At 41.7% G+C, this 24,229-nt stretch carries 22 protein-coding genes, 2 tRNA genes and 1 pseudogene; 11 read left to right on the plus strand and 14 right to left on the minus strand.

Features of this window, described 5'->3' with window-relative positions:
- Positions 1–66 precede the first annotated feature (66 nt).
- From CP947_RS02825 to CP947_RS02845, 5 genes are all read left to right on the plus strand, one after another.
- Positions 67–1,740: a site-2 protease family protein gene (locus CP947_RS02825; RefSeq protein ID WP_096711728.1), complete on the plus strand. Its 1,674-nt coding sequence runs from the start codon at positions 67–69 to the stop codon at positions 1,738–1,740.
- Between the two features lie 18 nt (positions 1,741–1,758).
- Entirely contained in the window at positions 1,759–2,763 is a 1,005-nt protein-coding gene (locus tag CP947_RS02830) for a potassium channel family protein (RefSeq protein ID WP_096711729.1), read from the plus strand.
- 13 nt (positions 2,764–2,776) lie between these two features.
- The gene (locus CP947_RS02835; RefSeq protein WP_096711730.1) at positions 2,777–3,460 is read left to right on the plus strand and encodes a potassium channel family protein; all 684 of its coding nucleotides are present in this window, start codon (positions 2,777–2,779) and stop codon (positions 3,458–3,460) included.
- A 6-nt stretch (positions 3,461–3,466) separates the two neighbouring features.
- Positions 3,467–4,240: a sulfite exporter TauE/SafE family protein gene (locus CP947_RS02840; protein WP_096711731.1), complete on the plus strand. Its 774-nt coding sequence runs from the start codon at positions 3,467–3,469 to the stop codon at positions 4,238–4,240.
- Between the two features lie 56 nt (positions 4,241–4,296).
- Positions 4,297–4,395: transfer RNA gene (locus CP947_RS02845), tRNA-Arg, on the plus strand.
- A 33-nt stretch (positions 4,396–4,428) separates the two neighbouring features.
- On the opposite strand, the gene pheT is transcribed toward CP947_RS02845, so the two are convergent.
- Positions 4,429–6,048 (minus strand): phenylalanine--tRNA ligase subunit beta, encoded by a 1,620-nt coding sequence (gene pheT / locus CP947_RS02850; protein ID WP_096711732.1) that lies wholly within the window; start codon positions 6,046–6,048, stop codon positions 4,429–4,431.
- 186 nt (positions 6,049–6,234) lie between these two features.
- Here pheT and CP947_RS02855 point away from each other — a divergent pair, with 186 nt between their 5' ends.
- The 3 genes from CP947_RS02855 to rnhB are packed head-to-tail and all read left to right on the plus strand — an operon-like array spanning position 6,235 to position 11,269.
- Positions 6,235–8,388 carry a type II/IV secretion system ATPase subunit gene (locus tag CP947_RS02855; RefSeq protein WP_096711733.1) on the plus strand — a complete coding sequence of 718 codons (2,154 nt, stop codon included), beginning with the start codon at positions 6,235–6,237 and terminating at the stop codon, positions 8,386–8,388.
- A gap of 14 nt (positions 8,389–8,402) precedes the next feature.
- Positions 8,403–10,607, plus strand: a complete 2,205-nt coding sequence (locus CP947_RS02860; protein WP_243641542.1) for a type II secretion system F family protein — start codon at positions 8,403–8,405, stop codon at positions 10,605–10,607.
- Positions 10,608–10,621: 14 nt separating this feature from the next.
- Complete coding sequence (rnhB, locus tag CP947_RS02865) at positions 10,622–11,269, plus strand: ribonuclease HII (RefSeq protein ID WP_096711735.1); 648 nt, start codon at positions 10,622–10,624, stop codon at positions 11,267–11,269.
- Here the strand turns inward: rnhB and purQ are convergent, their stop codons facing one another.
- From purQ to CP947_RS02890, 5 genes and pseudogenes are all read right to left on the minus strand, one after another.
- Positions 11,270–11,962 carry a phosphoribosylformylglycinamidine synthase I gene (purQ, locus tag CP947_RS02870; protein ID WP_096711736.1) on the minus strand — a complete coding sequence of 231 codons (693 nt, stop codon included), beginning with the start codon at positions 11,960–11,962 and terminating at the stop codon, positions 11,270–11,272.
- Positions 11,959–12,210 carry a phosphoribosylformylglycinamidine synthase subunit PurS gene (gene purS / locus CP947_RS02875; RefSeq protein WP_072359950.1) on the minus strand — a complete coding sequence of 84 codons (252 nt, stop codon included), beginning with the start codon at positions 12,208–12,210 and terminating at the stop codon, positions 11,959–11,961. Before purS ends, purQ begins: the two co-directional genes overlap by 4 nt.
- 68 nt (positions 12,211–12,278) lie before the next feature.
- Positions 12,279–12,866 (minus strand): CDP-alcohol phosphatidyltransferase family protein, encoded by a 588-nt coding sequence (locus tag CP947_RS02880; protein ID WP_172425444.1) that lies wholly within the window; start codon positions 12,864–12,866, stop codon positions 12,279–12,281.
- Positions 12,867–12,982: 116 nt separating this feature from the next.
- Positions 12,983–13,249, minus strand: a complete 267-nt coding sequence (locus tag CP947_RS02885; RefSeq protein WP_128754217.1) for a tetratricopeptide repeat protein — start codon at positions 13,247–13,249, stop codon at positions 12,983–12,985.
- Positions 13,223–13,609: pseudogene (locus tag CP947_RS02890) on the minus strand (tetratricopeptide repeat protein); the annotation flags it as partial. The pseudogene CP947_RS02890 and the gene CP947_RS02885, both read right to left, overlap by 27 nt.
- Before the next feature lie 414 nt (positions 13,610–14,023).
- Between CP947_RS02890 and gpgS the strand changes: the two are divergent.
- On the plus strand, positions 14,024–15,247 hold the full coding sequence (gene gpgS / locus CP947_RS02895; RefSeq protein WP_096711739.1) for a glucosyl-3-phosphoglycerate synthase: 1,224 nt from the start codon (positions 14,024–14,026) through the stop codon (positions 15,245–15,247).
- 99 nt (positions 15,248–15,346) lie between these two features.
- Positions 15,347–15,532, plus strand: coding sequence for a hypothetical protein (locus CP947_RS02900; protein ID WP_096711740.1), 186 nt, complete (start codon positions 15,347–15,349; stop codon positions 15,530–15,532).
- Positions 15,533–15,891: 359 nt separating this feature from the next.
- Here the strand turns inward: CP947_RS02900 and CP947_RS02905 are convergent, their stop codons facing one another.
- Positions 15,892–18,549: a cation-translocating P-type ATPase gene (locus CP947_RS02905; RefSeq protein WP_096711741.1), complete on the minus strand. Its 2,658-nt coding sequence runs from the start codon at positions 18,547–18,549 to the stop codon at positions 15,892–15,894.
- A 169-nt stretch (positions 18,550–18,718) separates the two neighbouring features.
- On the opposite strand from CP947_RS02905, the gene CP947_RS02910 reads away from it, so the two are divergent.
- Entirely contained in the window at positions 18,719–19,213 is a 495-nt protein-coding gene (locus CP947_RS02910; protein WP_096711742.1) for an inorganic diphosphatase, read from the plus strand.
- Positions 19,214–19,265: 52 nt separating this feature from the next.
- Here the strand turns inward: CP947_RS02910 and CP947_RS02915 are convergent.
- The 7 genes from CP947_RS02915 to CP947_RS02945 all read right to left on the minus strand — a co-directional run bounded on the left by CP947_RS02915 (position 19,266) and on the right by CP947_RS02945 (position 24,228).
- Positions 19,266–19,348: transfer RNA gene (locus CP947_RS02915), tRNA-Ser, on the minus strand.
- Positions 19,349–19,358: 10 nt separating this feature from the next.
- On the minus strand, positions 19,359–20,387 hold the full coding sequence (locus CP947_RS02920) for an RNA-guided pseudouridylation complex pseudouridine synthase subunit Cbf5 (protein ID WP_096711743.1): 1,029 nt from the start codon (positions 20,385–20,387) through the stop codon (positions 19,359–19,361).
- Positions 20,368–20,907, minus strand: a complete 540-nt coding sequence (gene cmk / locus CP947_RS02925; RefSeq protein ID WP_096711744.1) for a (d)CMP kinase — start codon at positions 20,905–20,907, stop codon at positions 20,368–20,370. The genes CP947_RS02920 and cmk overlap by 20 nt, the downstream gene beginning before the upstream one ends.
- Positions 20,908–21,546 (minus strand): DUF106 domain-containing protein, encoded by a 639-nt coding sequence (locus CP947_RS02930; protein ID WP_172425445.1) that lies wholly within the window; start codon positions 21,544–21,546, stop codon positions 20,908–20,910. It abuts the gene before it with no gap.
- 12 nt (positions 21,547–21,558) lie between these two features.
- The gene (locus CP947_RS02935; RefSeq protein ID WP_096711745.1) at positions 21,559–22,209 is read right to left on the minus strand and encodes an adenylate kinase; all 651 of its coding nucleotides are present in this window, start codon (positions 22,207–22,209) and stop codon (positions 21,559–21,561) included.
- 18 nt (positions 22,210–22,227) lie between these two features.
- Complete coding sequence (secY, locus tag CP947_RS02940) at positions 22,228–23,706, minus strand: preprotein translocase subunit SecY (protein WP_096711746.1); 1,479 nt, start codon at positions 23,704–23,706, stop codon at positions 22,228–22,230.
- Positions 23,707–23,793: 87 nt separating this feature from the next.
- Positions 23,794–24,228 (minus strand): uL15m family ribosomal protein, encoded by a 435-nt coding sequence (locus tag CP947_RS02945; RefSeq protein ID WP_096711747.1) that lies wholly within the window; start codon positions 24,226–24,228, stop codon positions 23,794–23,796.
- Position 24,229: the final 1 nt, after the last annotated feature.

A 24,229-nucleotide genomic window follows, 5' to 3' on the forward strand; every position in this document is an offset into this window, starting at 1 on the left:
TTTTAATATAAAAAGATATTAATTCAACCACCTAATCATCACTGGCATAACCATCGGAGAATTCAATTGGACACTACTAACCTCATATTGGCGATATTTTTAGTATACTGGGCTGCAGTTGCCTATCTTAACAAAAAGGGAGTACTGGAAAAGTACAACATATCCGCATACGGCCCCATACTCATGATCAGAACTGTCAGGGGGCTGGCTCTTCTGGATAAACTTGCAAAACCCCGCCGTTACTGGAGAGTATTTGCAAATACCGGCATTGTGCTAATGTTCATAGGCATGTTTGCCATGCTTTTTATTGTCATTCTTTCAGATATCGCGCTTATTTCTTCCCTTACAGAGAATGCAATGCCTCAACCTGGGAAATTCAACGAGGCCCGCAATGTATTCCTGATTCCGGGAGTCAACGAATTTATTCCGCTTACCTGGGGCATCATTGCCCTGGTAATAACACTGGTGGTTCATGAATTTGCCCATGCCATTCTTGCCAGGGTAGAAGATATCAGGGTAAAATCCATGGGAATACTTTTTGCCCTGGTGCCTATTGGAGGATTTGCTGAACCCGATGAGGAGCAACTTTTCGGGGAAGGGAAAGACGAATTTGGAAGTCCTGCAATAAATGAGAAAAAGGCCACCAGAAACCAGCGTGCACGCATCCTGGCCGCCGGAGTGATGTCCAATTTTGCAGTGGCTCTGATTGCTTTTGTTCTCTTTTTCGGACCAGTACTGGGGGCTGTAGCTCCTATGAGCGACACAATGGTAGTGGATGTTAAAGAAGACTCTGTAGCTGATATTGCAGGTATTGAAAAAGGAATGGTAATTACCGGCATCGATGACAGGGAAGTACGTTATGCCAACGATGTTGTAGCCTATTTGAACAAAACAGAAACCGGTTCCACGGTCACCTTGAAGGCAGCCAAAGACCGAGAGATAAGAGAGTATGAACTGAAAGTAACCGACAGGCAGGATACCGGAGATTTTGGGATATATATCAATGATATTGTAGATGGTTCACCTGCAGAAAGAAGTAATCTTGAAAAAGGGATGTTTTTACTTTCCATCAATAATGTTACCACCCAAACCCCTGAAGAGTTTGTCAATTTCATGAATACCACAACTGCCGGCCAGGAAGTGGAAATTGAGGTGAAGACACCCGAGGGAGAAAATGAAATATACACCCTTACACTGGGGCAACACCCGGATGGCAATTCCGAAAAAGGGTTTTTGGGAGTTTATTATGGCACAGATGGAGTAAAAAATATACCGCTAGGACTTTCCATCGGCGAGTACCCCGCCCACGAATATCTGGATATGCTCAAAGGCCTGCCTTCTATGCTTACAGGTGTAGCTGGCTGGGTAATTCTATTAGGTCTGCCCATAATAGGATTTGCAGGAGAAGGTTTCCCCGGCTTTAGTGGCACTTTTGCTCAGTTCTATGAACCTGTTGGATGGGGTGAGCCTCTCGGTGTAGGAATTTTCTGGATTGCCAACAGCCTTCTCTGGATTGGATGGCTGAACTTCTATGTAGGTTTATTCAACTGTCTTCCGGCTGTCCCGCTGGACGGAGGACATGTATTCAGGGATTACCTCCAGTCATTCCTCAAAAGGTTTACAGGGGATGAAATCAAGTCAACCACCCTTGCAGGGACCATAGCAGGCACATTTACAATCCTAATCATATTATCCTTTGTCCTGATGATATTCGGACCCTATATAGTTCATGGTTTCTAAAAACAAGGATGGATGAAAATGAAATTACCGGCCATATGGAGGCGATCACTGTACCATTACCTGGGAATTTTCCTGGGAGTGGTAATCATAGATACGATCATCTTCCTCCTGCTGGTAAATTATGAAGGGCAAACGCAGTTTTCTAATCCTGTAGATGCTCTATATTGGGTAATTACAACTACCACTACTGTAGGTTACGGAGACATTGTATTAACAAGTCCAATTGGCAAATTTTTTACCATCTTCGTAGAATTGAGTGGTGTAGTCATGGTATTTGGTATTTTGATTACTTTTGTCATAACACCGTGGTTTGAAAAAGCCCTGAACATGCCCCTTCCAACAAAAGCGCCGGACTCCTTTTCTTCCCATATAATCATTTGTGGCTACAACCGGTTAATGGAAACGCTTATAGATGAACTTGAGGAGCAGAAAGTCAATTTCATAATCATTGAAGACAATGAAGAGATACTTCGAAGCCTTATTGAAAAAAAGCTACCATGCATATACGGTAAAGCCACAGATGATGAAACACTGGAAAATGCCAGGGTTGGCAATGCTCGCTTTTTGATAGCAAATCGCTCTGATGAAGAAAACGCCAGTATTGTCCTTGCCGCTTCCAGTCTTGCAGATGTTCACATAATAGCAGTAGCCGAAGATTCAGCAAATATCAAATACCTCAAATATGCAGGTGCAAATCGTGTAGTTTCCCCAAAGCTTGTACTTGGCAGGTTCCTGGGAAAAAAAGCACTGGACCCTTATGTAATGGGTCTTGGTGGTGCAACTACATTCCTGGATAAATACAGCATTGTAGAACTTCCCGTATACCCTGCAAGCCAGCTTGTTGGCAAATCATTCAACGAAGCTAATATCCACAAGAAAACAGGAGCGAATATAATAGGAGTAAGGAAAGAAGGTAAATTGTTCCTGAAAGTTGAGGATGAAGAAATAATTAAAGAAAATACTGTACTGCTTGCAACCGGTACAATGGAACATTTGAGTGAATTAAAAGATCTTACAAAATGATAGGTGATCTGGAATGCAAATGGGCCATATAATCGTTCTTGGATACGGGGATGTAGGTAAAAGAATTGTAGAAGTACTTGACGAGAACGACATCCCTTTTGTCATTGTTGATTCAAAAGAAGGGCTTTTCCCAAGACCTGATTTTGAATATATAGTGGGTAATGGTACGGAAGAAGAGGTACTCAAAAATGCAGGTATTGAGAATGCCTCTACAGTGATAATTTGTCTGAATCAAGATACAGATATTATTTTTGCCACTCTTATCTCCAGAGGGTTGAATCCGGAGTCCACAATATATTCCAGAGCAAATTCAGTAGAATCCATTGACAAAATTTACAAAGCAGGAGCGGATTACGTTGCTTCCCTTTCTATAGTTGCCGGCCAGATGCTGGCAAAAATAACTTCTGTTTGTTATGGGACCGGAGGATACTGTCCGATAGAAGACATAATGCTTTATGAAGGAATTGAAATTGAGCGTCATGTCGTGGGTAAGAATATGGAGAATAAGACAATCGGCGAACTTGACCTCTATAATACTCTAGGATGCCGTGTAATCGGCTATATGCAAGGAGATAAGAAAAAGATAGAAGAACTGGATGATGTAGTACTTGAAAAGGGAGATGTCATATCTGTTGTAGGCACACGTGGGGATATTGCCCGCTTCAAAGAAAGATACAAAGATGTAAAGGACAAGTAAGATATAATGGCTGTAGATCCCTTTCTTCTTACAATCCTAATCCTGGGACTTTCCTCCATTTTTGCATTATTGGGAATTGGGGGGGCAGTAATATATGTACCCCTTTTTTACTGGATGGGCATTGACCTGAGAATAGCAATCCCGCTTGCCCTTCTACTCAATGTGACCACAGCCGGTTCAGCTTCATTGACATACCTGAAAAAAAAGATGATTGATTTTCATACTGCAATTCCTTTCCTTATCTTTTCAGTGATCGGAGCACCAATTGGAACACATATTGGCATGAGAGTCTCAGAGGAAACAATTCTCTTTATTTTCAGTATTGTAATCGTTCTTGTCGGATTAAGCATGCTCATTAATGGCAAAAAACAAGCACATATAGCAGAACCAGCAACCCACAGGAGACTGTTTTTGGGATCACTTGTGGGTATTGGGGTAGGAATATCTGCGGGAATGCTGGGTATCGGAGGGGGAACTTTCGTGGTGCCCCTGCTCCTTGGTCTTGGCTACGGGATAAGGGAGGCACCCGCCACTTCATCACTAATTGTGATGATCTCTTCACTGTCCGGCCTTCTCTCCCATCTCAACAATATAGAAATTTCTGGTACTACAATGCTTTTATTTGCGACTGCCTCGCTGATTGGAAGCCAGTTTGGATCCAGGATTATGTACACCTCTAAATGGAATCTTGAAACCCTTTCCAGAAAATATTTCAAAAAAATTTTCGGATTGATGCTGATAGTAGTCGCTATATTGTTGCAATATCGCATCAATTTTTAACTGTGGCTATAGAAAAGTTTAATAGACGTTATCACTATGATAAGGCTGCTTCCTGCGGGCCCGTGGGGTAGCCAGGATATCCTGATGGGCTTCGATGTAACCTGAAAAAGGTGCGAAGATACCCATTGACTCGTGTTCGAATCGCGGCGGGCCCGTTCTGTTTTAAATGGTAGTTGAATATCGGTTACTTATTCATCCAGATTGATCTCAAAACCTACAACCGGTTGCCCAAGCCCGAAATTAAGTATGACTTGCGGATGAATTTCTCCCATTACACCCACCTTTGTGCCATTTACCAGAATATCTGCTCTCCTGCCTTCAATAAATGCAGGGTCTTCTGATGGCTTGACTGAATAAGGGATATTTCGCTCCATCATCATTGAATCAACAATTTCTCTTATTTCCTCGAAATTTGCCAGTGCATGGATAGACATAGCTGCCAGATGCAGTTTATTTGCACAATTTACGATTGCCTCACCGACCTCAAATATGCGCTGAGGTAGTTCATGATGCTGGTTCAGGGAAAGAATTTCCAGCTGATTGGGCAGAAGGGTCGTGCGTATCATTGTCTGATCTTCACTGATGGGATGCATTACAGGTGTCACATCTTCTGTATGTGGCCTTCTCATATTATCAAAATGCACCTTCTCACTGGTAAGAGTGAAAGGCATCACTTCAGAATATCCCAACCCAATCATGATCTCCCTGATATTATCCTGCAGCATGGAAAGGGGATGTGCCTTACCTGTCGTGGAGGTGGAGGGGAATATTGCTTCAATATTGTCAAAACCTACCGAAATTGCAATGTCTTCAATTATGTCATAATTATGGAGGATATCTGCCCTGTAGGGAGGAATTTCTATCTCCACTGCATTGGTGCCTGCAGGTGATGCTGCATAACGCATTCTTCTCAAATGACCTGCTACTTCCTCTGATGTGAAGTCCATACCAACAAGGGATTTTACTTCATCCATTGAAATAATACGTTTTTCCGGTGAGAGATCAGGAGTGATCTTTGATTCCCCATCGGGATTATTAATCTTAACTGATTCAATCCGGCCTCCACGATCGGCTAGTGCAGCCACAACAATGTTGAGGGCTGTATAAACTTCGCCACTCAGGCCTGTTACATCTATGAAAATATCGGTGGTATTTTTGTTCACCATGGTTAGTGTTCCGTTAATTATAGGTGGGAAGGAAAGCACCTGATCATCAGCATCAAGTATAAGGGGATATTTGGAATAGCCTTTAAGGAGATGGGCAAAACGTGTGCCCTTTGGGTGCTTTTCAAGAATGTCGGCCAGGTTCATGGGTTCGGTGAAATCGAGAGGAACAAAATCCACTGATGGGTCGCCACCAATATACTTGAAAGGTGGTTTGACCCCGGAGAGATCATGAACCCCGATTGACACTTTCTTACGGTCTCTGCCCAATCCCCAATGCAGGGATTCCTGCAGATCCATCAGGGATTTTATTGAGGATTCGGTGAATTTGACTCCGCGGACAATAGCACAAGCAAGCACAGGACGGATACTCTTTATATCGTTGTCCAGAAATATTTCAACATCTGAATCGTTAATATTATATTTTACAGGCCCTGTTTCAATATCCATAAAACCCCGCATTGCTCTGGAAACACCTTCAACACTATATAGATCGGGACGGTCGGGGAAGAATTCGATATCAATGGATTTGTCTTCAAGACGTTCGATATCTGCTCCGATCATGGGAACCCTATCTATTATGCTATCCCGGTCAGTACCTGTAAGTTTCTCAAGGTCTTCATAATCCAGTGTTATAATGGGCATGGGGATCTTCCGTAAAGTTGGTTTGTATGCTTGGAAAATGGGTATCTAAGATTTAATGTTTTTCATGGATAGAAGGAGAATATTATCCATAACTATAATAATGATTATAATATTATTACTGATATATATGTACGCTGCATATAGGCTCATAATACCCATAAATAATAATTGATTTCCGGTGACAAAATGAGTGATGAAGATTCCGTAAAAAGGGGTATGGATTATTCAGGCAAGGGAGATAATTCAAAGAACAATAAAAGCTCATCCACTGGCAAGCGAGAAGGACCGGGAGTAATAGAACCAAAACTTTTCAAACCCGGCTCCTTCCGTAAAAAAGAAAAAACTTCTCAAAAAGATACCTTGTTTGTTAAAGAAAAAAAGGATGAAATTATTTTCTCACCTTCCAAAGGTGAAAAAATCATAAGTAGAGAAAATCCATCTGCAAACGAAAATAATGAAGAGCAAAGAATACTATCAGGTGGAGAATCAAATACTTCCGATTCTAAAGAGGATTTGCCAAATATATTCACTCCACATCCAGAAAACGAAACTGCTGACAAAAATATTGATGAGGTACAGAAAAAAACAAATGAAGCCCTTGACACAGAAGACCTAAATGACAACGATATGATGAAAACGTCTTTATCTCAAACTCCTACTGCCACTGATAATACGGAAAATTTACAAGAGGATGAACCAAAAGGAGAAAATAAAGAATCAGGCGAAGAGACTGATTCACAAACTAAAATAAAGACAAGTTTTAAAAATATTAATTTCATCCAGAAAATACGTAATCTCCTCGAAAGAGAAATCGAACCAATAGAACAGTATGACCCTGCTATCCATGGCCCCATTACATATTTTGAAGGGATAGCAAATTATGAAGAAATTGAGAGATATTGGCTTGATGAGCCATTTTGTTTTGTAGTCATTCTTTATAATGAACTCCTCAATGATTATCTGTACCAGATAGTAGAGCCAAAATTGGATGAATTTGAAGAAGTCTTCCTGACAGAGATAAAAGATCGTCTGCGTGATGTTTTACTCGTGGAAAATATTGACAGGCAGGCGGACAAAGAAAAGATACTGGAAGAGAAGATACTGATCATCCTTACGGATTATGCTATTAAATTTACCCCCCTTATGCTGGGAAAAATCATTTATTATATAAAAAGAGATTTTGTCAGGCTGGGAAAAATAGATCCACTGATGTATGACGAAGGGATAGAAGATATATCAGGTAACGGACACGACAAGCCTATTTTTCTCTACCACAAGAAATACAGCAATATTTCCACCAATATCTACTTTGAGGAAGATGAACTCAATTCCTTTATAGTCCAGCTTGCTCAAAAAAGTGGTAAACATATATCTGTAGCCGAACCAATGATAGATGCCACAATGCCTGATGGGTCCCGTATCCAGATGACTCTGGGTACAAGTGTAACCACTCACGGCAGTACCTTCACCATTCGTAAATTCAGTGAAACTCCTATTACACCAATTGACCTTCTTGAGTGGGGCACCTTCTCTTCGGCAGGAATGGCATATCTGTGGTTGTGTATTGAAAATAATAAGAGCCTAATATATGCTGGAGGGACGGCTTCAGGTAAGACTTCATCATTGAACGCAGTCTCCTTATTCATTCCTGAAAAGGCAAAAATCGTTTCCCTTGAGGATACAAGAGAACTTAAATTGCCGCATATTAATTGGATACCGGGAGTTACCAGGGATTCATTTACAGCAGATGAAAGGGGAGCTGTTGATATGTATGACCTGCTGAAGGCGGCTTTGAGGCAAAGACCGGAGTACCTGCTGGTAGGTGAGGTCAGAGGCAAAGAAGCACTGACATTGTTCCAGGCGATGTCTACAGGCCATACCACATTTTCCACCATGCATGCTGATTCGGTGTCATCGGCAATTCACAGGCTGGAAAATCCTCCTATAAGTGTACCCAGGAATATGATCCAGGCTCTTGACATAATGAGTATTCAGGCACAGACATTTTCAGCAGGTAAACGTGTCAGGAGAAACCTGAAGCTTGTGGAGATCACCGACATAGATCCAAATACCCGCAATATTCGAACCAATGACATATTTACGTGGGATTCATCTGCTGATTCCTTCAGGCATACCGGTAAATCCAAAGCATTGAACGATATAAAACTACAAAGGGGCTGGAAAGAAGAAGATATAAAGCGAGAACTGCAAACCCGGCAAAATATACTTGAATATATGCTGGACAATGGTATCCGGGATTTCAAAGAGATTGCTACCATCATTAAAGAGTACCAGGCAACACCTGAAAGGACCCTTACCAGATTTGGAATGGATCAATAAATGGTGGGATAAACTTGGATGGATCAAAAGATGGAGAAGATGACGCCACAGTTGAGCCCAATGTAATCGGGGAATCTACGAATCCTGTCAATAAGACATCCCGCCTGCCTCAAACCAATAAAATATCGCACAAACAAAAAATAATAAATTCTTCCAGGCATCTGAAGACACGTTTCAAATTAAATGGAACAAGCAATTCAGAAAAAGATTATGGTCAAATTCTTTTTGAACTTGCCAGAAAAATTCCTTTTGCCCTTCTGGGAGAGAGGGTAAAGAAAAAAGGTGACAGGTATTCAAGTCTCCAGCTCCAGCTAAAACAGGCACGAATTCCTGTGTCTTATGAAATGTATGTATCAGCAGGGATATTTTATTCTGTTGTTGCCGGGGTTTTCGGGGCTTTGCTGGGACTTTTATGCGCATACCTCATAGTCACAGTCATAGGATTACCCGATCAGCTAACCGGCATCCAGATCAATTCATCGTTTGTATGGTTGCTGGCTTACAGGGATATTATAGTAGGTTTTTTTATTGTTATTTTCCTGGCACTTGTGTTGGGAGGTATAACTTATGTCCTTTTCATGTTTTATCCTGCATTCCAGGCTGGCGAGAGGAAAAATAATATCGATCAACAACTCCCCTATGCAGTAACTTTTATGTATGCATTAACAAGGGGCGGGATGAATATCCTGGATGTATTCAAAGCCCTTGCAAAAGCGGAAGATACCTATGGGGAAGTGGCTGTCGAAGTCGATACCATTGTAAAGGATATGGAATATTTCGGCAACGACATCAGAACAGCACTGACAAATATATCCAGTACTACCCCTTCAGACAGGTTTCAGGATTTGATATACAATCTTGTTACAATTATAGATAGTGGAGGAGATATTGCAAAATATTTCCAGGATAAATCAGACCAGTACTTGCAGAAAAGTATGGTGGACCAGAAAGGTTTCCTGGAAACACTGGCATTGCTTTCTGAATCATATGTAACCGCATTTGTGGCCGGCCCACTGTTTATAATAATAATGGGAATAATGATGATCATTATGGGTTCCGGCTCAAAATCAATGGTATATGCAATCATATATGCTGTCCTACCCATCGGTTCCCTAATGTTTGTTGTTATGATCAGCATAATAACACCTGGCGAGCTCGGGGAACCAAAGTTACTCAAGACCAATGATACATATGATCATGGAATTCCCGAAGTACCTCTACACCTCCAGCCTGTTTATGACGAAAAGGGGGATGTTATAGATGAAAATGAGGAAAAAGTACAAAAACGCGGATATTTTGAAAGTTTCATTAAATCAAAAAAAGGCCTTCAGTATAAGAAATATATAAAGAATCCTTTAAAGCCAATGCTGGAAAAGCCCGAATATACACTGGTTATAACGGGTCCGATTGGTGTATGCATAATAATAATTCCTCTCCTGCTCAATATGAATGATGGAGGATTACCCTCCGGGATAATTGATTTTATTGATGATTATCTTGTATTTGGATTTTTTGCAGCAGTTGTTCCCCTGACAATATTCTATGAGAAGAAAAACCGGCGCAAGAAGAAACTGGAACAAAATATTCCTGACCTGTTGAAAAAACTGGCCAGTACTAACGAGACCGGGATGACCTTACAGGATTCAATAAAGCTTATGTCAAGAAAGGAAACTGATACTCTCAGTAAGGAAATAAAAAAGGTATGGAGGGATATTTCCTGGGGAGTAAACATAAATGACAGTCTTATCAGGTTTGCAAACCGACTGAGGACCCAGGTTGTGGCAAGGTCATTTACCCTTATTACCAAGGCCAATGAGTCCAGTGGAGATATAGGTCAGGTTTTACTCGTAGCATCCCGTGATGCATCATCTGAACAGGATATGAAACGGGAACGTTCAATGAGCATGATGATTTATATAGTAATTATCTACATTGCTTTTTTTGTTTTTGTAGGTGTGATCTATGTAATATCCACTACCTTCCTGACAGAAATGGCATCTGCAGGTGCGAAAATGGCTTCTTCGGGAACACAGGCAAGTTTCCTTTCGAGTTTTAACCTGGATGAGTATACGAGATTGTTCAAACATGCCTGTCTGATACAGGGACTGAGTTCCGGCCTGATGGCAGGTGCAATGGGTGAAGGGAAAGTCCTTGCCGGATTGAAACATTCAATAGTGATGATGACAATTGCATATGTTATCTTTACTTTATTTATATGAAGATGAGGAAAACTATGAAAATTGCAGGAATTGACGAAGCTGGCAAAGGACCGGTAATCGGACCAATGTGTGTTGCCGGTGTTATTATGGATGAATCAAACATAAACGCCCTGAAGAATCTGGGTGTGGCAGACTCAAAAAAACTGTCTCCTAAAAAAAGGGAAAATCTCGCCCGCCAAATACGTAAATATGCAGAAGGGATATTTATTCAGGAAATCGAAGCCTGCCAAATAGATGAGTTACGCAACATAATGAGCATGAATGATATCATGATAAGAGGGTTTTCTAGTGTCCTCGAAAACCTGAAACCCGATCTGGCATATGTAGATGCTGCAGATGTAAACGCAGAAAGGTTTGGCAAGAAACTTCTTGCTGCATATGAAAATAAACATGAAGGAGAAAAAAAACCGGAAATTGTTTCCGAGCATCGTGCCGATGACATATACCCAATAGTATCTGCAGCCTCCATTATTGCAAAAGTCAGAAGAGACGAGCTTATAGGAAATATCAAAGAATCTATCAATGAAGATTTTGGAAGCGGTTATCCATCAGATCCCAAAACCAAAAAATTCCTTCAGGAATGGATGGATAAAAATGGGAATTTACCCGATTTTGTCAGGCATTCCTGGAAAACCGCTGCAAAACTAAAAGCAAGCAGATGATTATTTCCAGCCGGCTTCAACCATCGACTTAAACATCAAAAGACCATCATCAGAACCTATAATTGTCTCCGATGCTCGTTCGGGATGTGGCATCATACCCAGTATATTACCCATTCTATTTGTGATGCCTGCAATGTTATTACGTGAACCGTTTGGGTTGACAGCTTCGGTTGGATTGCCTTTTTCATCTACATATCTGAATACAACCTGTTTATTATCTTCCAGCTGCTGCAGGGATATGTCATCGTGGTAGTATTTGCCATCCTTATGGGCAATCGGGATGCGGATTACCTGACCCTTTTCATACATTGAAGTAAAATGTGTATTCGTATTTTCTACCTTCAGGTATGACCATTCACATTTGAACTTGGGATAACTGTTTGTTGTAAGGGCTCCATCCAGCAGCCCTGACTCAGTAAGTATCTGGAAACCGTTGCATATTCCCATAACTGGCTTGCCATTGTCAGCCAGTTTTCTCACAGATTCCATGATAGGTGTTCTTGAAGCAATAGCACCTGATCTCAAATAGTCACCATATGAGAAACCACCCGGGATTACAACAGCTTCATAGCCATCGAGTTTCTCTTCTTTATACCAGACAAGTTCGGCATCAATTCCAAGTACATTCTGCAAGACATGCAGGACATCATTATCACAATTGCTTCCACCAAACTGTATGATGGCAACGGTCATTCTATTTCCCTCAGGTCAATCGAGTAATCGTGAATTATAGGGTTTGCAATCAGTTTCTGGCACATTTGGTCAACAAGTCCGCGTGCATTTTCTTCTGATTCTGCATTAAGTTCAATCACATACCTTTTGGTGCTTTTAACACTCTCTGTATTATAACCCAGGTGTCCCAGAGCACGCTTGATAGTAGTTCCTTCAGGGTCCAGCATACCGGCCTTTAGATTGATGGTGACTTCTGCCTCATATAGCATATTAATCCTCAGCTGTGATTGTAAAGTAATCCAACCCTAGACATAAATGATGTGTTATATAATCTCTTCTATAGACGCTGTTTTGCCTCCATAACCCGCTGTATAAAAGTAATATGGGTCAGGATTGCAATAAGTGCAAGTGCTTGCAGGAGGAAACCTGAAAGTGCGCCGAGTATCAGAATTATAATTCTTTCAGATCTTTCTGCCACCCCTATATCAAGTTTGGATGCACCTGCTGCTTCGGCACGGGCGCGTGTGTAACTGACAAGATATGAGCCGATCATTGCAAAGATACACCAAATCCATCCTTCTATAAAAAATCCGGTACCTTGAATTGTGTTGTTTACAAAACCATAAATCAAACCTGCGAAAACAATAGCATCTGCATAACGATCACATACCGAATCAAGTACCCCTCCAAAAGCCGATGTTGTACCACTGGCACGTGCAACGGCCCCGTCTAAAATATCAAGTACTCCTCCAAGAATTAAAAAAAGGGCACCATATAAAAGATAGCCTTTTGCGAATTCGAAAGCTGCCAGAAAACTTACAAAAAGCCCAAGATATGTGATTACGTCGGGGGAGAAGGGGATTCTGGATGCAAATGGCAATACATAATGACGTATGGAGTTTTTTAAATTACCAAGTATTTCCATCCCTCTTCATAAATTGGTAGTATCCAAGTATTTCCATCCCTCTCCATAAATTGGTAGTATAATCGTAGAGATATTGGGATTCCACATATATAAAATTAAACACAAATAATGGGTACTTAGTAATTGGATGTTTGTTTTTTTTGCTGATTAAGCAGGGATATAGCCTTTTTCAGGTAATTTTTTGCTTCTTCACATTCAGGATCAAGATTTAATACATGAGAAAAACATCGTGTTGCTTCACCATATGCCCCTTTTAAGAAATATGATACACCCCTACAGTTCCACAAAATAGTCCTCTTTTCAGCAGAATCAGTTTCCCTGATATTAATATGTCCATAACAAATAAGGGCTTCATCATATTTCTTTATAGTACACAACATCATTCCTTTATTCAGCCATGCATTATCATAATCTGGATCAATCTCGGTAGACCTGTCAAAGCATTCAATCGCTTTTTCTGGCTATTTCAACTAGGAATAAACTATGCCTTTATTGTACCAAATATCGGGATTATTCCCATTAAGTTCAAGAGCATTATCAAAACAACGAATAGCTTCCTGATATTCTGTCAGATCGCTGTGGGCGATGCCTTTGTTCGTCCATACAAGGGCAATCGCTTCATCATCCCAGATCAAAGAATCTTTTTCCACTTCGAGAACGCGTGAGTAGCAGCGAATCTTGTCTTCAGGATATTCGGCGTGAAAACCAAGCTGAAACCATTTTTCTGCCGCCATTCCTTCCATTTATAGTATGCTCCTGAGCACGCCAGATATTAAGTATAAGTAAAAGTATAAGGTTATTCGAAGTATAAAATACTTATTATCTATTACATATAATCATCCAAAAAGGACATCACGAAAGTTCAACTTTATAGAATTTACAACCATAATCATTGTTGAACCATATATCCACTGCAGTCTATTATCATACTTTTCTGAGATACTGACGTGATAGAACTGGCAAATTTATATCCTGCGCCTTTCTTACAGGAAATTGTGGGGAAATAGAAAACTATAAATTTTTTGGCTCCATTATATAAAGCAAAAATGGAATTATGAATAGACATTCAATCACTGATTCGACTTTAAGAGGGAGAGAATCAGGATAAAAAATATATTCATAGTACAAAACATCATCCATAAATGGGGGGGAATTAAATGGATTTTCATCAGGAGGATATTACTACAATACATGATTTTTGCATTGATGTCAATAAACTTGAAGAAAAAATTAAACAACTTGAACAAAAACGACCTGCTTGCCTGATCATACCGATATTATACGAGGAAGTCGAAAAACTTCCTCTCCAGCAAATCGTGGAGGCACTAAATAAATGCGACTGTATTAAACAGATAATTATTCCAATGGCAGCTGATAATCCTGAACAATACCGAAAAGCTGCACAATTTTTCAGCCAGTTAAAAACCGACCATATGCTCATATGGTGTAATGGCAAAAGGGTCCAAAAAATCATTGATGATATGAAAGAGATTGATCTTGACCTTACAGGGTTCAGGGGTAAGGGCATGGATGCCTGGCTGGGCCTGGGTGTTGCCAGCCTGAATTCTTATGCAATTGCCCTGCATGATGCGGATATTGTCAATTACACATCTGCCATTCCTTTAAAGCTTTTTTATCCCATAGTCAGTCGTGATCTGAATTTCTTTTTCAACAAAGGTTATTATGCAAGGATAAACCAGGACAAAAAAACTATGCATGGACGTGTTTATCGTCTTTTTGTCCAGCCCCTTATGAATACCCTGCACAAAGAACGTTGGTGTGATTCAGATATCCTGGACTATTTCAGATCTTTCCGCTACACCCTCTCCGGCGAATTTGCAATGACAAGCGATCTTGCACTCAATATAAGAATCCCGGCAGACTGGGGACTTGAAGTCGGATTACTTGCAGAAGTCTACAACAATGCCACTTTCAAGAGAGTATGCCAGACAGATCTTGGGTTTTACGATCACAAACACAAAGAACTTGGTCATGACCGCACTGAAGGCCTCTGCAAGATGACCGGCGATATTTTCTCAACGCTTCTACGTATAATCACGGAATCATCAACCACCCCCATATCCCATTCACTCTTGCATAGTATACAGGTGAAATATAAGAGAAGGGGGCAGGACATTATAAGAAAATATTATACTGATGCTCTTTTCAATGGCCTCAACTTTAACCGTCATGAAGAGGAAACCTATGTGGATATGTTCTCAAAGGTCATCATGAAATCCGGGGAAGAATATATTGATAAACCCCATAATATGCTGTTGCCAGACTGGACAAGGGTTCTCTCCGCAATACCTGACCTAAGGGAACAAATCTGTTATGCAGCACGCGAGGATGCCAGGGAATTTTATGGTAACGTTTTTTGAGAGTTAGATGAAAGATTGAAAAGGTTTAAATAACAAATACAGCGCAATATCATTGCCATAATATCCCAGAAAGTAGCAGTCATACCACCTTTTTACGTTATGGAGGTACTGGAGAGGGCCCAGCAGCTCGAAGCAGAGGGGAAAAGTATTATTCATCTGGAGATTGGAGAACCGGATTTTCCCACTGCTCCCCATATATGTGAAGCTGCCCATATGCCCTCGATGCCTGCAATACAACCTACACACATAGTCAGGGATACCCGAACTCAGAGAGGTAATCACTGACGACTACAACACACGTTTCAACCTAGACCCTTCACAGGTAGTTATCACTTCTGGTACAAGCCCTGCCCTTATGTTGAGTTTCATGGCGCTTGTTGATGAAGGGGTAAAGGTAGCGATGTCCAATCTATGCATGTTATCCCAATTTCGTCAAAGCCATTGGAGGCAAGGCAGTCCTTGTTTCTACAATGGAAATAAGTTTACCGGGAATTCACTTGAATTCAGCAGGCAGATTCTGGAAAAAACCGGAGTTACCACATCGGGTATCGACTTTGGGTCCGGTGGAGAAGGCCATGTGATATTCTCGTATGCCAACAGTTTAGGAAATATCGAAAAAGGAATGGAAATACTTGATGCTTTCCTTAACGGGCAATCTTGCTTTTCTGGCGCTTACGCAGCATCTTTTCAGTTTCGATCACAAAGAACACAGAACTGGCGATTATTACTATAATTACCCAGTCAACCAACCTTAAAGGTGCTGTGTCAAGGATACCATTAATCAATGGGTTATAGGTTATCAGCAACTGTAGCAGGACAACCACAATCACCCCGGCCAACATTGCCATGTTAGAAAATAGCCGGTCAAATATATTTTCATAAATAGATTTTGAACTGAAAAGATAGAAGATCTCAAAGAATACAATGGTATTCAACGCAATGGTCTGTGCTGTAGCTACCGGGGTTTTCTGGTTGTTAATCTCAAAGAAGAACAAAAGGAATGTTGCTGTTACCATCAGCAGGGCAACTAAAACAATTCTTTGCTTGATAACCGGCAGTAAAAGTGGCTCTTCGGGAGGGCGTGGATGTCTTCTCAATAACAAGGATTCCTTCGGTTCAAAAACGATGGGTACACCCAAACCGATTGCTGTTACAGTATTAATCCACAATATATGTAGAGGCAATAGAGGAGGATTGGTAATTCCCAGCAGCACTGCAGCCATTACAGCAAGCCCCTCGGCAGCATTGGTGGGCAGCATCCATAAAATAACCTTCTGGATTTTGTCGTAAACATCCCTGCCTTCCTCCACAGCATTTACAATGGAAGCAAAATTGTCATCCGCAAGCACCATGTCCGAGGCTTCCTTGGCAACCTCTGTACCGGATTTGCCCATTGCAACTCCTATATCTGCCCTTTTGAGGGCTGGTGCATCATTTATCCCGTCTCCCGTGACGGCCACAACCTCTCCCTGCTCCTGCAGCAACCTGACAATACGAGATTTATTTTCCGGGGAAGTACGCGCAAAGACAGAAACATATTCTAATTTTTCATGCAGGTGCTCATCCGACATGCTATCAAGTTCTGAACCTGTAAGTACACCTTCTGTGGTTATACCGAGTTGATTTGCGATACTGTGACCTGTGAGTCCATGATCCCCCGTTATCATGATTACACGGATACCGGCTGTTTTGCATTTTTTGATAGCATCCCTGACCTCTTCCCGGGGGGGATCACGCATTCCCTGCAACCCCAGAAAAATAAGATCGTCAATATCCTCTTCCTTTACTTCTTCCCTGTCAGATCCCACTTCCCGGTATGCCATGGCAATAACACGCAGGCCTTCAGATGCCATGTTTGAAGCAACTTCAAGTATTTCAGTCGGATCAAAAACCTCCTCATCTCCGTATTTAGAGGAGCACATCCTGATTATTGTTTCCGGTGAGCCCTTTACAAAAATTATATTGGATTTTTCATCCTTTTCATGCAGAGTTGCCATAAATCGTTTTTCGGATTCAAAGGGCAGTGAATCAATACGAGGTAAATGGAAAGATGATGCTTTCAAAGCGGATACCAGTAGTGCCCCTTCTGTGGGATCACCAACCACACCTCCTTCTTCACGCAGATACGCATCGTTACACAGGAAACCTGCCTTGAGGGTCTCCATCAAGGAACCATAATCATGAGGGGAAACTTGCACTCCTTCACTGGCAAAGGTCCCTTTGGGCAAATAACCTTCACCTGTAACATCAAACCACCCTTCTGAGGTATATATTGTTGTTACTGTCATTTGATTCATAGTCAGGGTGCCTGTCTTATCGGAGCATATGACAGTAGCGGATCCCAGTGTTTCCACTGAAGGCAGGTTTCTCATTATGGCATTCTTTGAGGCCATGGATTTTACCCCTATGGCCAGTGATATGGTGATAAGAGCTGGCAAACCTTCAGGAATGGCCGCCACTGCAAGACTAACTGAGGCCAGGAAAATTTCCAGATATTCAAAGCCCTGCAGACGTCCAATAATAAATGTCAGGACCGAAACAAAAAGGATGACAACAAACAGTAATTTGCTCAGGTGATTGATAGTGCGTATCAGTGGAGTAGAAATACTTTCCGATTCCTTGATGAGTTCTGAGATCTTGCCTATCTCGGTACGAGGGCCGGTTGCCACCACCACACCATATCCAACACCCTGTGTTACAAGAGTGGCTGAAAAAGCCATGTTTTTCTGGTCTGCAAGTGGTACGTCCTCACCGGAAATGGCTGTAGTATTCTTTTCAACCGCCATGGATTCGCCGGTAAGAGCTGATTCATCGATACGCAGGTTCTTGGTCTGGAAAAGCCTTACATCGGCAGGCACCCTTGCACCGGCATCAAAGAGCACCACATCCCCTACCACCAGTTCCCGACTGGGGATGACTTTGCGCTGTCCATTGCGAAGTACAGTAGCTTCGGGACGCATCATCCGGGCAAGGGATTCCAGAGCGTTTTCAGCCTTTTTTTCCTGCACAAAACCAATTATTGCATTAGCCAGGACCACTCCGGCAATCACAGCAGTATCTGCATATTCTTTTAAGAAGAAAGTGACTATTGCAGCAGCGATTAACACATAGATCAATGGGCTTGCAAATTGTCTGGCAAAAAGATACAGTTGACCATGTTTCTTTTTTGCCTCAACTTCATTGTATCCATAGGTAGATAAGCGGAAAGATGCTTCATCTTCACTTAAGCCTTCCTTATTGCTTTCAAGGAGAGAAAAGGTCTCCTTTAAACTAGCACGATACCACTTAACCTCCCCATTCATAAAAAAGAATGGATTTATGGATTTAAAGTTTTTGTGATTGAATTAACGTCCCCAGAAATCCCCATCTGGATATCGGGTGTAACATCTTCATCAATGTTTGTATAAGTAACTGAAATATGCACCATGATGAAATATAATAGGAGCAAATATAATCAAACAGGGTGTGAAGATGGTTAAAAGACAAATTGAAAGTGTACTTATAGAAATTCCAAAAGGAAGCCGAAATAAATATGAGTATGACAAGGAAAAGGAAATGATAAAGTTTGATAGGATGCTTTTCTCTTCGATGGTCTATCCCTGTGATTATGGTTTCTTTCCCGACACACTCGCCCTTGATGGGGATCCTTTAGATGCACTGGTATTAACATGGGAACCTACATTCCCCGGTTGTTTGATAGATGTGCACCCTGTTGCACTATTTGATATGATGGACGAGAAAGGCAGAGATGAAAAGATACTATGTGTTCCGGAAAGTGATCCCTTGTGGATACACATAGAAACAATAGATCAAGTCCCACCTCATCTTTTAAAGGAAATTACCCATTTCTTTGAGACGTATAAAAATTTAGAAAATAAAGATGTGGAGATAATCGGCTGGAAAAGTCTGGGAAATGCAATCAATGTAATTAAAGAATCTAAAAACAGACACATAAACCAAAGGTAACTTTCTGCAGGTAATCCCTATTAACCCTTAAACTTAGTTAAAAATAGAAAGACGCTGAGGGGGAGATTCGAACTCCCGAGGGGTCAAGCCCCACAAGCTTTCCAGGCTTGCGCCGTACCGCTAGACTACCTCAGCAAATATGATTTCATGTACGCTGCATACGTTTTGCATTCCAGCGACTCGGATAAACATCGGCATCCATTATTACTCTTTCGGTGATAGCAGCAATTCCGCTGGATGAAGCCAAGATTTCAGAGGAGTCCATTGATGCTTTTGCAAGAGCAACAACTTCACCTTTCAAACTAAAAACGGCAACATCACCCTCTTTTTGGACATCAGAATCGAGACCGACAATACCCGGTACTGTTAGTGCCGCCCCATGACAAATCGCACTCACGGCGGAATCACGGATTGTGATGTGCGGCAGGTGTACAAGAGCTTGCTCCATTGGTCTGATAATACGACGCAAGTGCTCTTCATCACCATTTTCCTGCCAGAATACAAAAGCGTCTTTCAGGTCATGCAAAGTGACAAGTGATGACTCATCAAATGGTCCTGTGCCAATCCTTCTGAGCTGTTGCATATGGGCCCCACAACCAATCACAAGCCCGATATCATGACAGAGTTTGCGTATATAGGTTCCTGCCTCACATCTAACCCTGAAAAGGACAAGATTGTCTTCAACTTCCAGCACATCCAGGGAATAGATATTGCGTGTCCTGATAGCACGCTTGACAGCCGAAACTACAGGAGGGGTCTGGTATATAGGACCGGTAAATTCATCGCAGACCTTCCGCACACGTTCTTCAGGAACATTTACATGGAGGCGCATAAGACAGATGTATTCCTTGGCTGAAAGGCGAAGTGCTGAGACCGCTTTTGTTGCCTTACCCAGCATAATCGGCAATACACCTGTCACCCGTGGATCCAGTGAACCTGAATGCCCTGCTCTGGGGAGTTCAAGCATATCCCTGACCCACGCAGTAACCTCATGACTTGTAGGCCCGGCGGGTTTGTCAAGGTTTACCACTCCCATTCTGATGTAAAAAGAGAGAGGACGTTTAATAGGAGGAAAACCATATGACGGATTTGTATGAGCATTTGCCTTGAGAATATATTCCCTTTGTCGGGTTAAATCGTAATCAACATTAATATTATTCGTTAAAAAACCCACCCAGATTATCAATTGCAGTCTTTAATATATCACATATCTGGTATTGGTTCCAGCGGTTTGACTCGATCACCATATCATAGATAGAAAGGTCATTTATATCTATATCATAAATTTCGCGATATCTCAAAGCTTCGGAAGATTCCCTTTCTATTGTTTCGTTAAGTTTTGCTTCAAAAGAAGAACCTTCACGCCCGACGATACGTTCAACACGGACCTTACGGGATGCTTTGAGCCAGATACACAATGCTTCATCGCCTGCCATATGACCGGCCAGCCTGCCCTCCAGAATAATGTTATCCCGGCTTAAAGCAATATCTTGCTGCCTCTCATCAATCATTTTATCTATTACAGGATCAGATTCGGCAAGTTTTCCAAATTCACCCAGACTCATAGAATGCTCTTTTGCAAGGTTGCGGAAAACGTCACCTGCTGAAATCATTTCGATGGCGTAATATGAGGCAAGCATCCGGGAAACGGTGGTGGTTCCACTGCCCGGAAGACCGCTTATCGTAACAAGCATTCACGCGCCACCGATATCCAGAGCCTTTCGTACAACCTGACTGATAGCCAGAGAAGTGATAAAATACCAGAATATCCAGTACTGGATAGGCCCGATTATAGTATTTGTCAGAAGGGTCTCACCCATGAAGGGAAATGTAAGAACAGCATTCCCATGCTGACTTATGTAGTAATAGGCCCACATGAAAAGTGGAAGGGAAATGATACTAATATAAGCCATTGGTTTGAACTGCTGCTTGGACATTTCCATCTGATCAGACATCATTTCCTTGCGCTGCTCATCCAGTTTACTTATCATATAATTGTTCTGGGATAACTGAGCCTCACGATACTCCTTCTGGAACGCTTTCATACGCTCCTGGGTATTGCGCATAAGTTCCCAGTCAATAGTATATTTCTGGATAAGAGAAGCATAAAGAGCAGTAATGGAAGCCATAATAAACAGCATAACATGGAAATTACTTTCACCTATCAGCATGATGATAGGATTCATAATAATTCCGACAACGGACCCAATTATTTGTCTACCTTCTTGCCCAACTAGCATAATCCCTAGCATGAGGGATACACCCACAGCTATGACAAACCTTTCAAGCAGCTGTTTTAATTTTTCATTTTCCAAGGCAACCATCACCGACATTTTTCATTTACTTCAATTAACATATTTATCAAGGACACCGCGAATATCATCAAAGACATCCTTTATGTCCTTTTCGCCATTGATATTTACCACTAAATCCTTTTCATTATAATAATCTATCAATGGCTGTGTCTTGGCTTTATAAGACTCTAAACGCTGACGAATTACCTCTTCCTTATCATCATCACGCTGATACAATTGTCCTCCACAAGAATCACAGACACCTTCAGCTTTTGGGGGATTGAACTTAATATGATAACTTTCACCACATTTACACATGTAGCGACCGGAAAGACGTCCTACAAGTTCTTCATCAGGAACATCAATATTCAGCACTACATCCAGTGGCATTCCTATTTCATCAAGGATACCATCCAATGCATCAGCCTGTGGTATTGTACGAGGATAACCATCCAGCAAATAACCTTTCTTACAATCAGGCTCTGCCAGACGATTTTTAATAATACCAATCAGAACTTCATCGGGTACAAGTTCCCCTCGATTCATATAGTTTTCTGCCTCTTTCCCAAGTTCGGTACCTTCCTTTACATTTGCCCTAAGGATATCCCCTGTAGAGATATGGGGAATATCATAGTATCTGGAAAGTTCTTTGGCCTGGGTACCTTTACCGGCACCCGGTGGCCCAAATAAAACCACATTCATATTTTTTGCTCCCTCATATCAATCCTGTCCGAAGAAAGACCGCATCATAGGATGCATTTCCATCATCTGTTCGGAAGCAATGTCTTCATACAGCCTGTAAACAATACTCACAGTCAACAGAAGCCCTGTACCACTTGCTCCACCAATGGTACCAAGCAAACTGGCAACCAGTGTCAGGACACCGATGAATGCACCACCGATTATCGTAACCTTTGGTATATAACGGTCCATCACTTTCTCAATACTGCTGATATTCCTCCTGAAGCCAGGAATTTGCATACCCGAATTGAATACCTTCCTTGCTGTTGGTTTGGCACCCATGCCAGTGGTTTCAATCCAGAACAATGCAAAAATAATACCACCAACAATCAGGAAGGCTGCATCTATAAGCACATGAAGACCTATCTGCCAGAGTGCAGGGGCAGTCACACCATAACCTGTGAATGTTTCCTGTACAAGAGAAGGAATCCAATCATAAGGGCTGTTAATAGGTGCCAGATAATACATTACGCCATTTATGGGATGTGAACCTGAATATTCTCCGAGGAACGTAATACCTCGTCCTGCAAGCAGAAGGCCGATGAGCTGTATGTTCGCCTGTAGAGCCCTAACAAGAATCATCGGCAGAACTGAAGCATAGATCAGTTTTACAGGAAAACGACCTCTTGCCCCTTTCACAGAACTATGTGCAAGAGGAATTTCAATACGAGTACTTTCTGTATATACAACCAAGAAGAAGATTGCAACTGTACTGATTAGTGCCAGGATACCTCCCTGTATCAGGATGAACATTAAGCCGTCACCCGAGAAAAGATAATCTGCTCCTACATTCTGAATTATATATATCCATTTTGGAATAATACCTGAGGGCAATCCGGATGAATCGGGTACCCAGTTAATTAAACCGGTCACAATCTGCTGCGAAACTCCCGCAACAATAAAAAGACCTACACCGGATCCAATACCCCATTTGGAAACAATTTCGTCCATAAAGAGGATCAATACTCCACCCACACATATCTGGAGGAATATCAGGAATGTAATTACTCCCAGACCCACTCCCAGAGATGCGGCAATACCAGCATCGGGTTGAATATAACCTCCAAGAATCTGAGGCAACGCCTCAAGGACAATCATAACAAATACAAGGAATTTTTGTGCACCCTGGAAAAAGGCTTGATCCCGGGGATCTGACATATCAAGTTTTATAATATCTGCACCGGTGAGAAGCTGAAGAACAATGGATGCAGTAACAATAGGCCCAATACCAAGAAGCATCAAAGAACCAGAAGCTCCAGCAAAGAAAGCCCTGTATTGTTCGAATAGGTCAATGGATTCCGAGGAAAGCCCAAACAGAGGTACATTTGCAAGAGCAAAGTACAGCATGAGGATCCCCAGAGTCCACAGCAGTTTATTCTTGAAGTGAATATGCCCTTGTGGACTTGCCACAGCAGGTAATCTGTTAAAAAACGGTTCTAAACTTTCCTTAAAGCTCATCAATTACACCTTTTGCTGGGTTCCAATATTGTAATATATAAATGTAAATATATCGGACAGGTTAATAAGAGTAATGTCATTTAGACATTACTCTTCTATAGCAACACATGATCCGCCGGCTTCCTCGATCTTTGATCGGGCAGATCCGGAAAAACTGGATGCTGTAATTTCCATTTTTTTGTTAACCTTTCCTGAGCCCAGAACTTTTTCAATTTCCAGGTCTGCAAGATTGATTTTATAGATATCATCCTCAACATTTGCAAGACCATCCACTACAAGCTGGTCTGCAAGTTCATCAAGTTCACCCACATTAACAATGGAGACTTCATGAATTGATTTTAAAGGACGTTTGAATCCATACTTACCGTGAGTGTAACCACCCTGGAGTGCAAGGACAAAGTGGTGATTGACTTCCCCACATCTGCCACGCCCACCGCGGTTTCCAGCACCACGTCTGTTTTTGGTAGTACCGCCCCCGCAGGTTCTGGAACCCCTATACTTCTTTGTTTGAGTTTTACCCATG

Source organism: Methanohalophilus euhalobius (assembly GCF_900215215.1).
In the GTDB taxonomy this organism is placed as follows: Archaea; Halobacteriota; Methanosarcinia; order Methanosarcinales; family Methanosarcinaceae; genus Methanohalophilus; species Methanohalophilus euhalobius.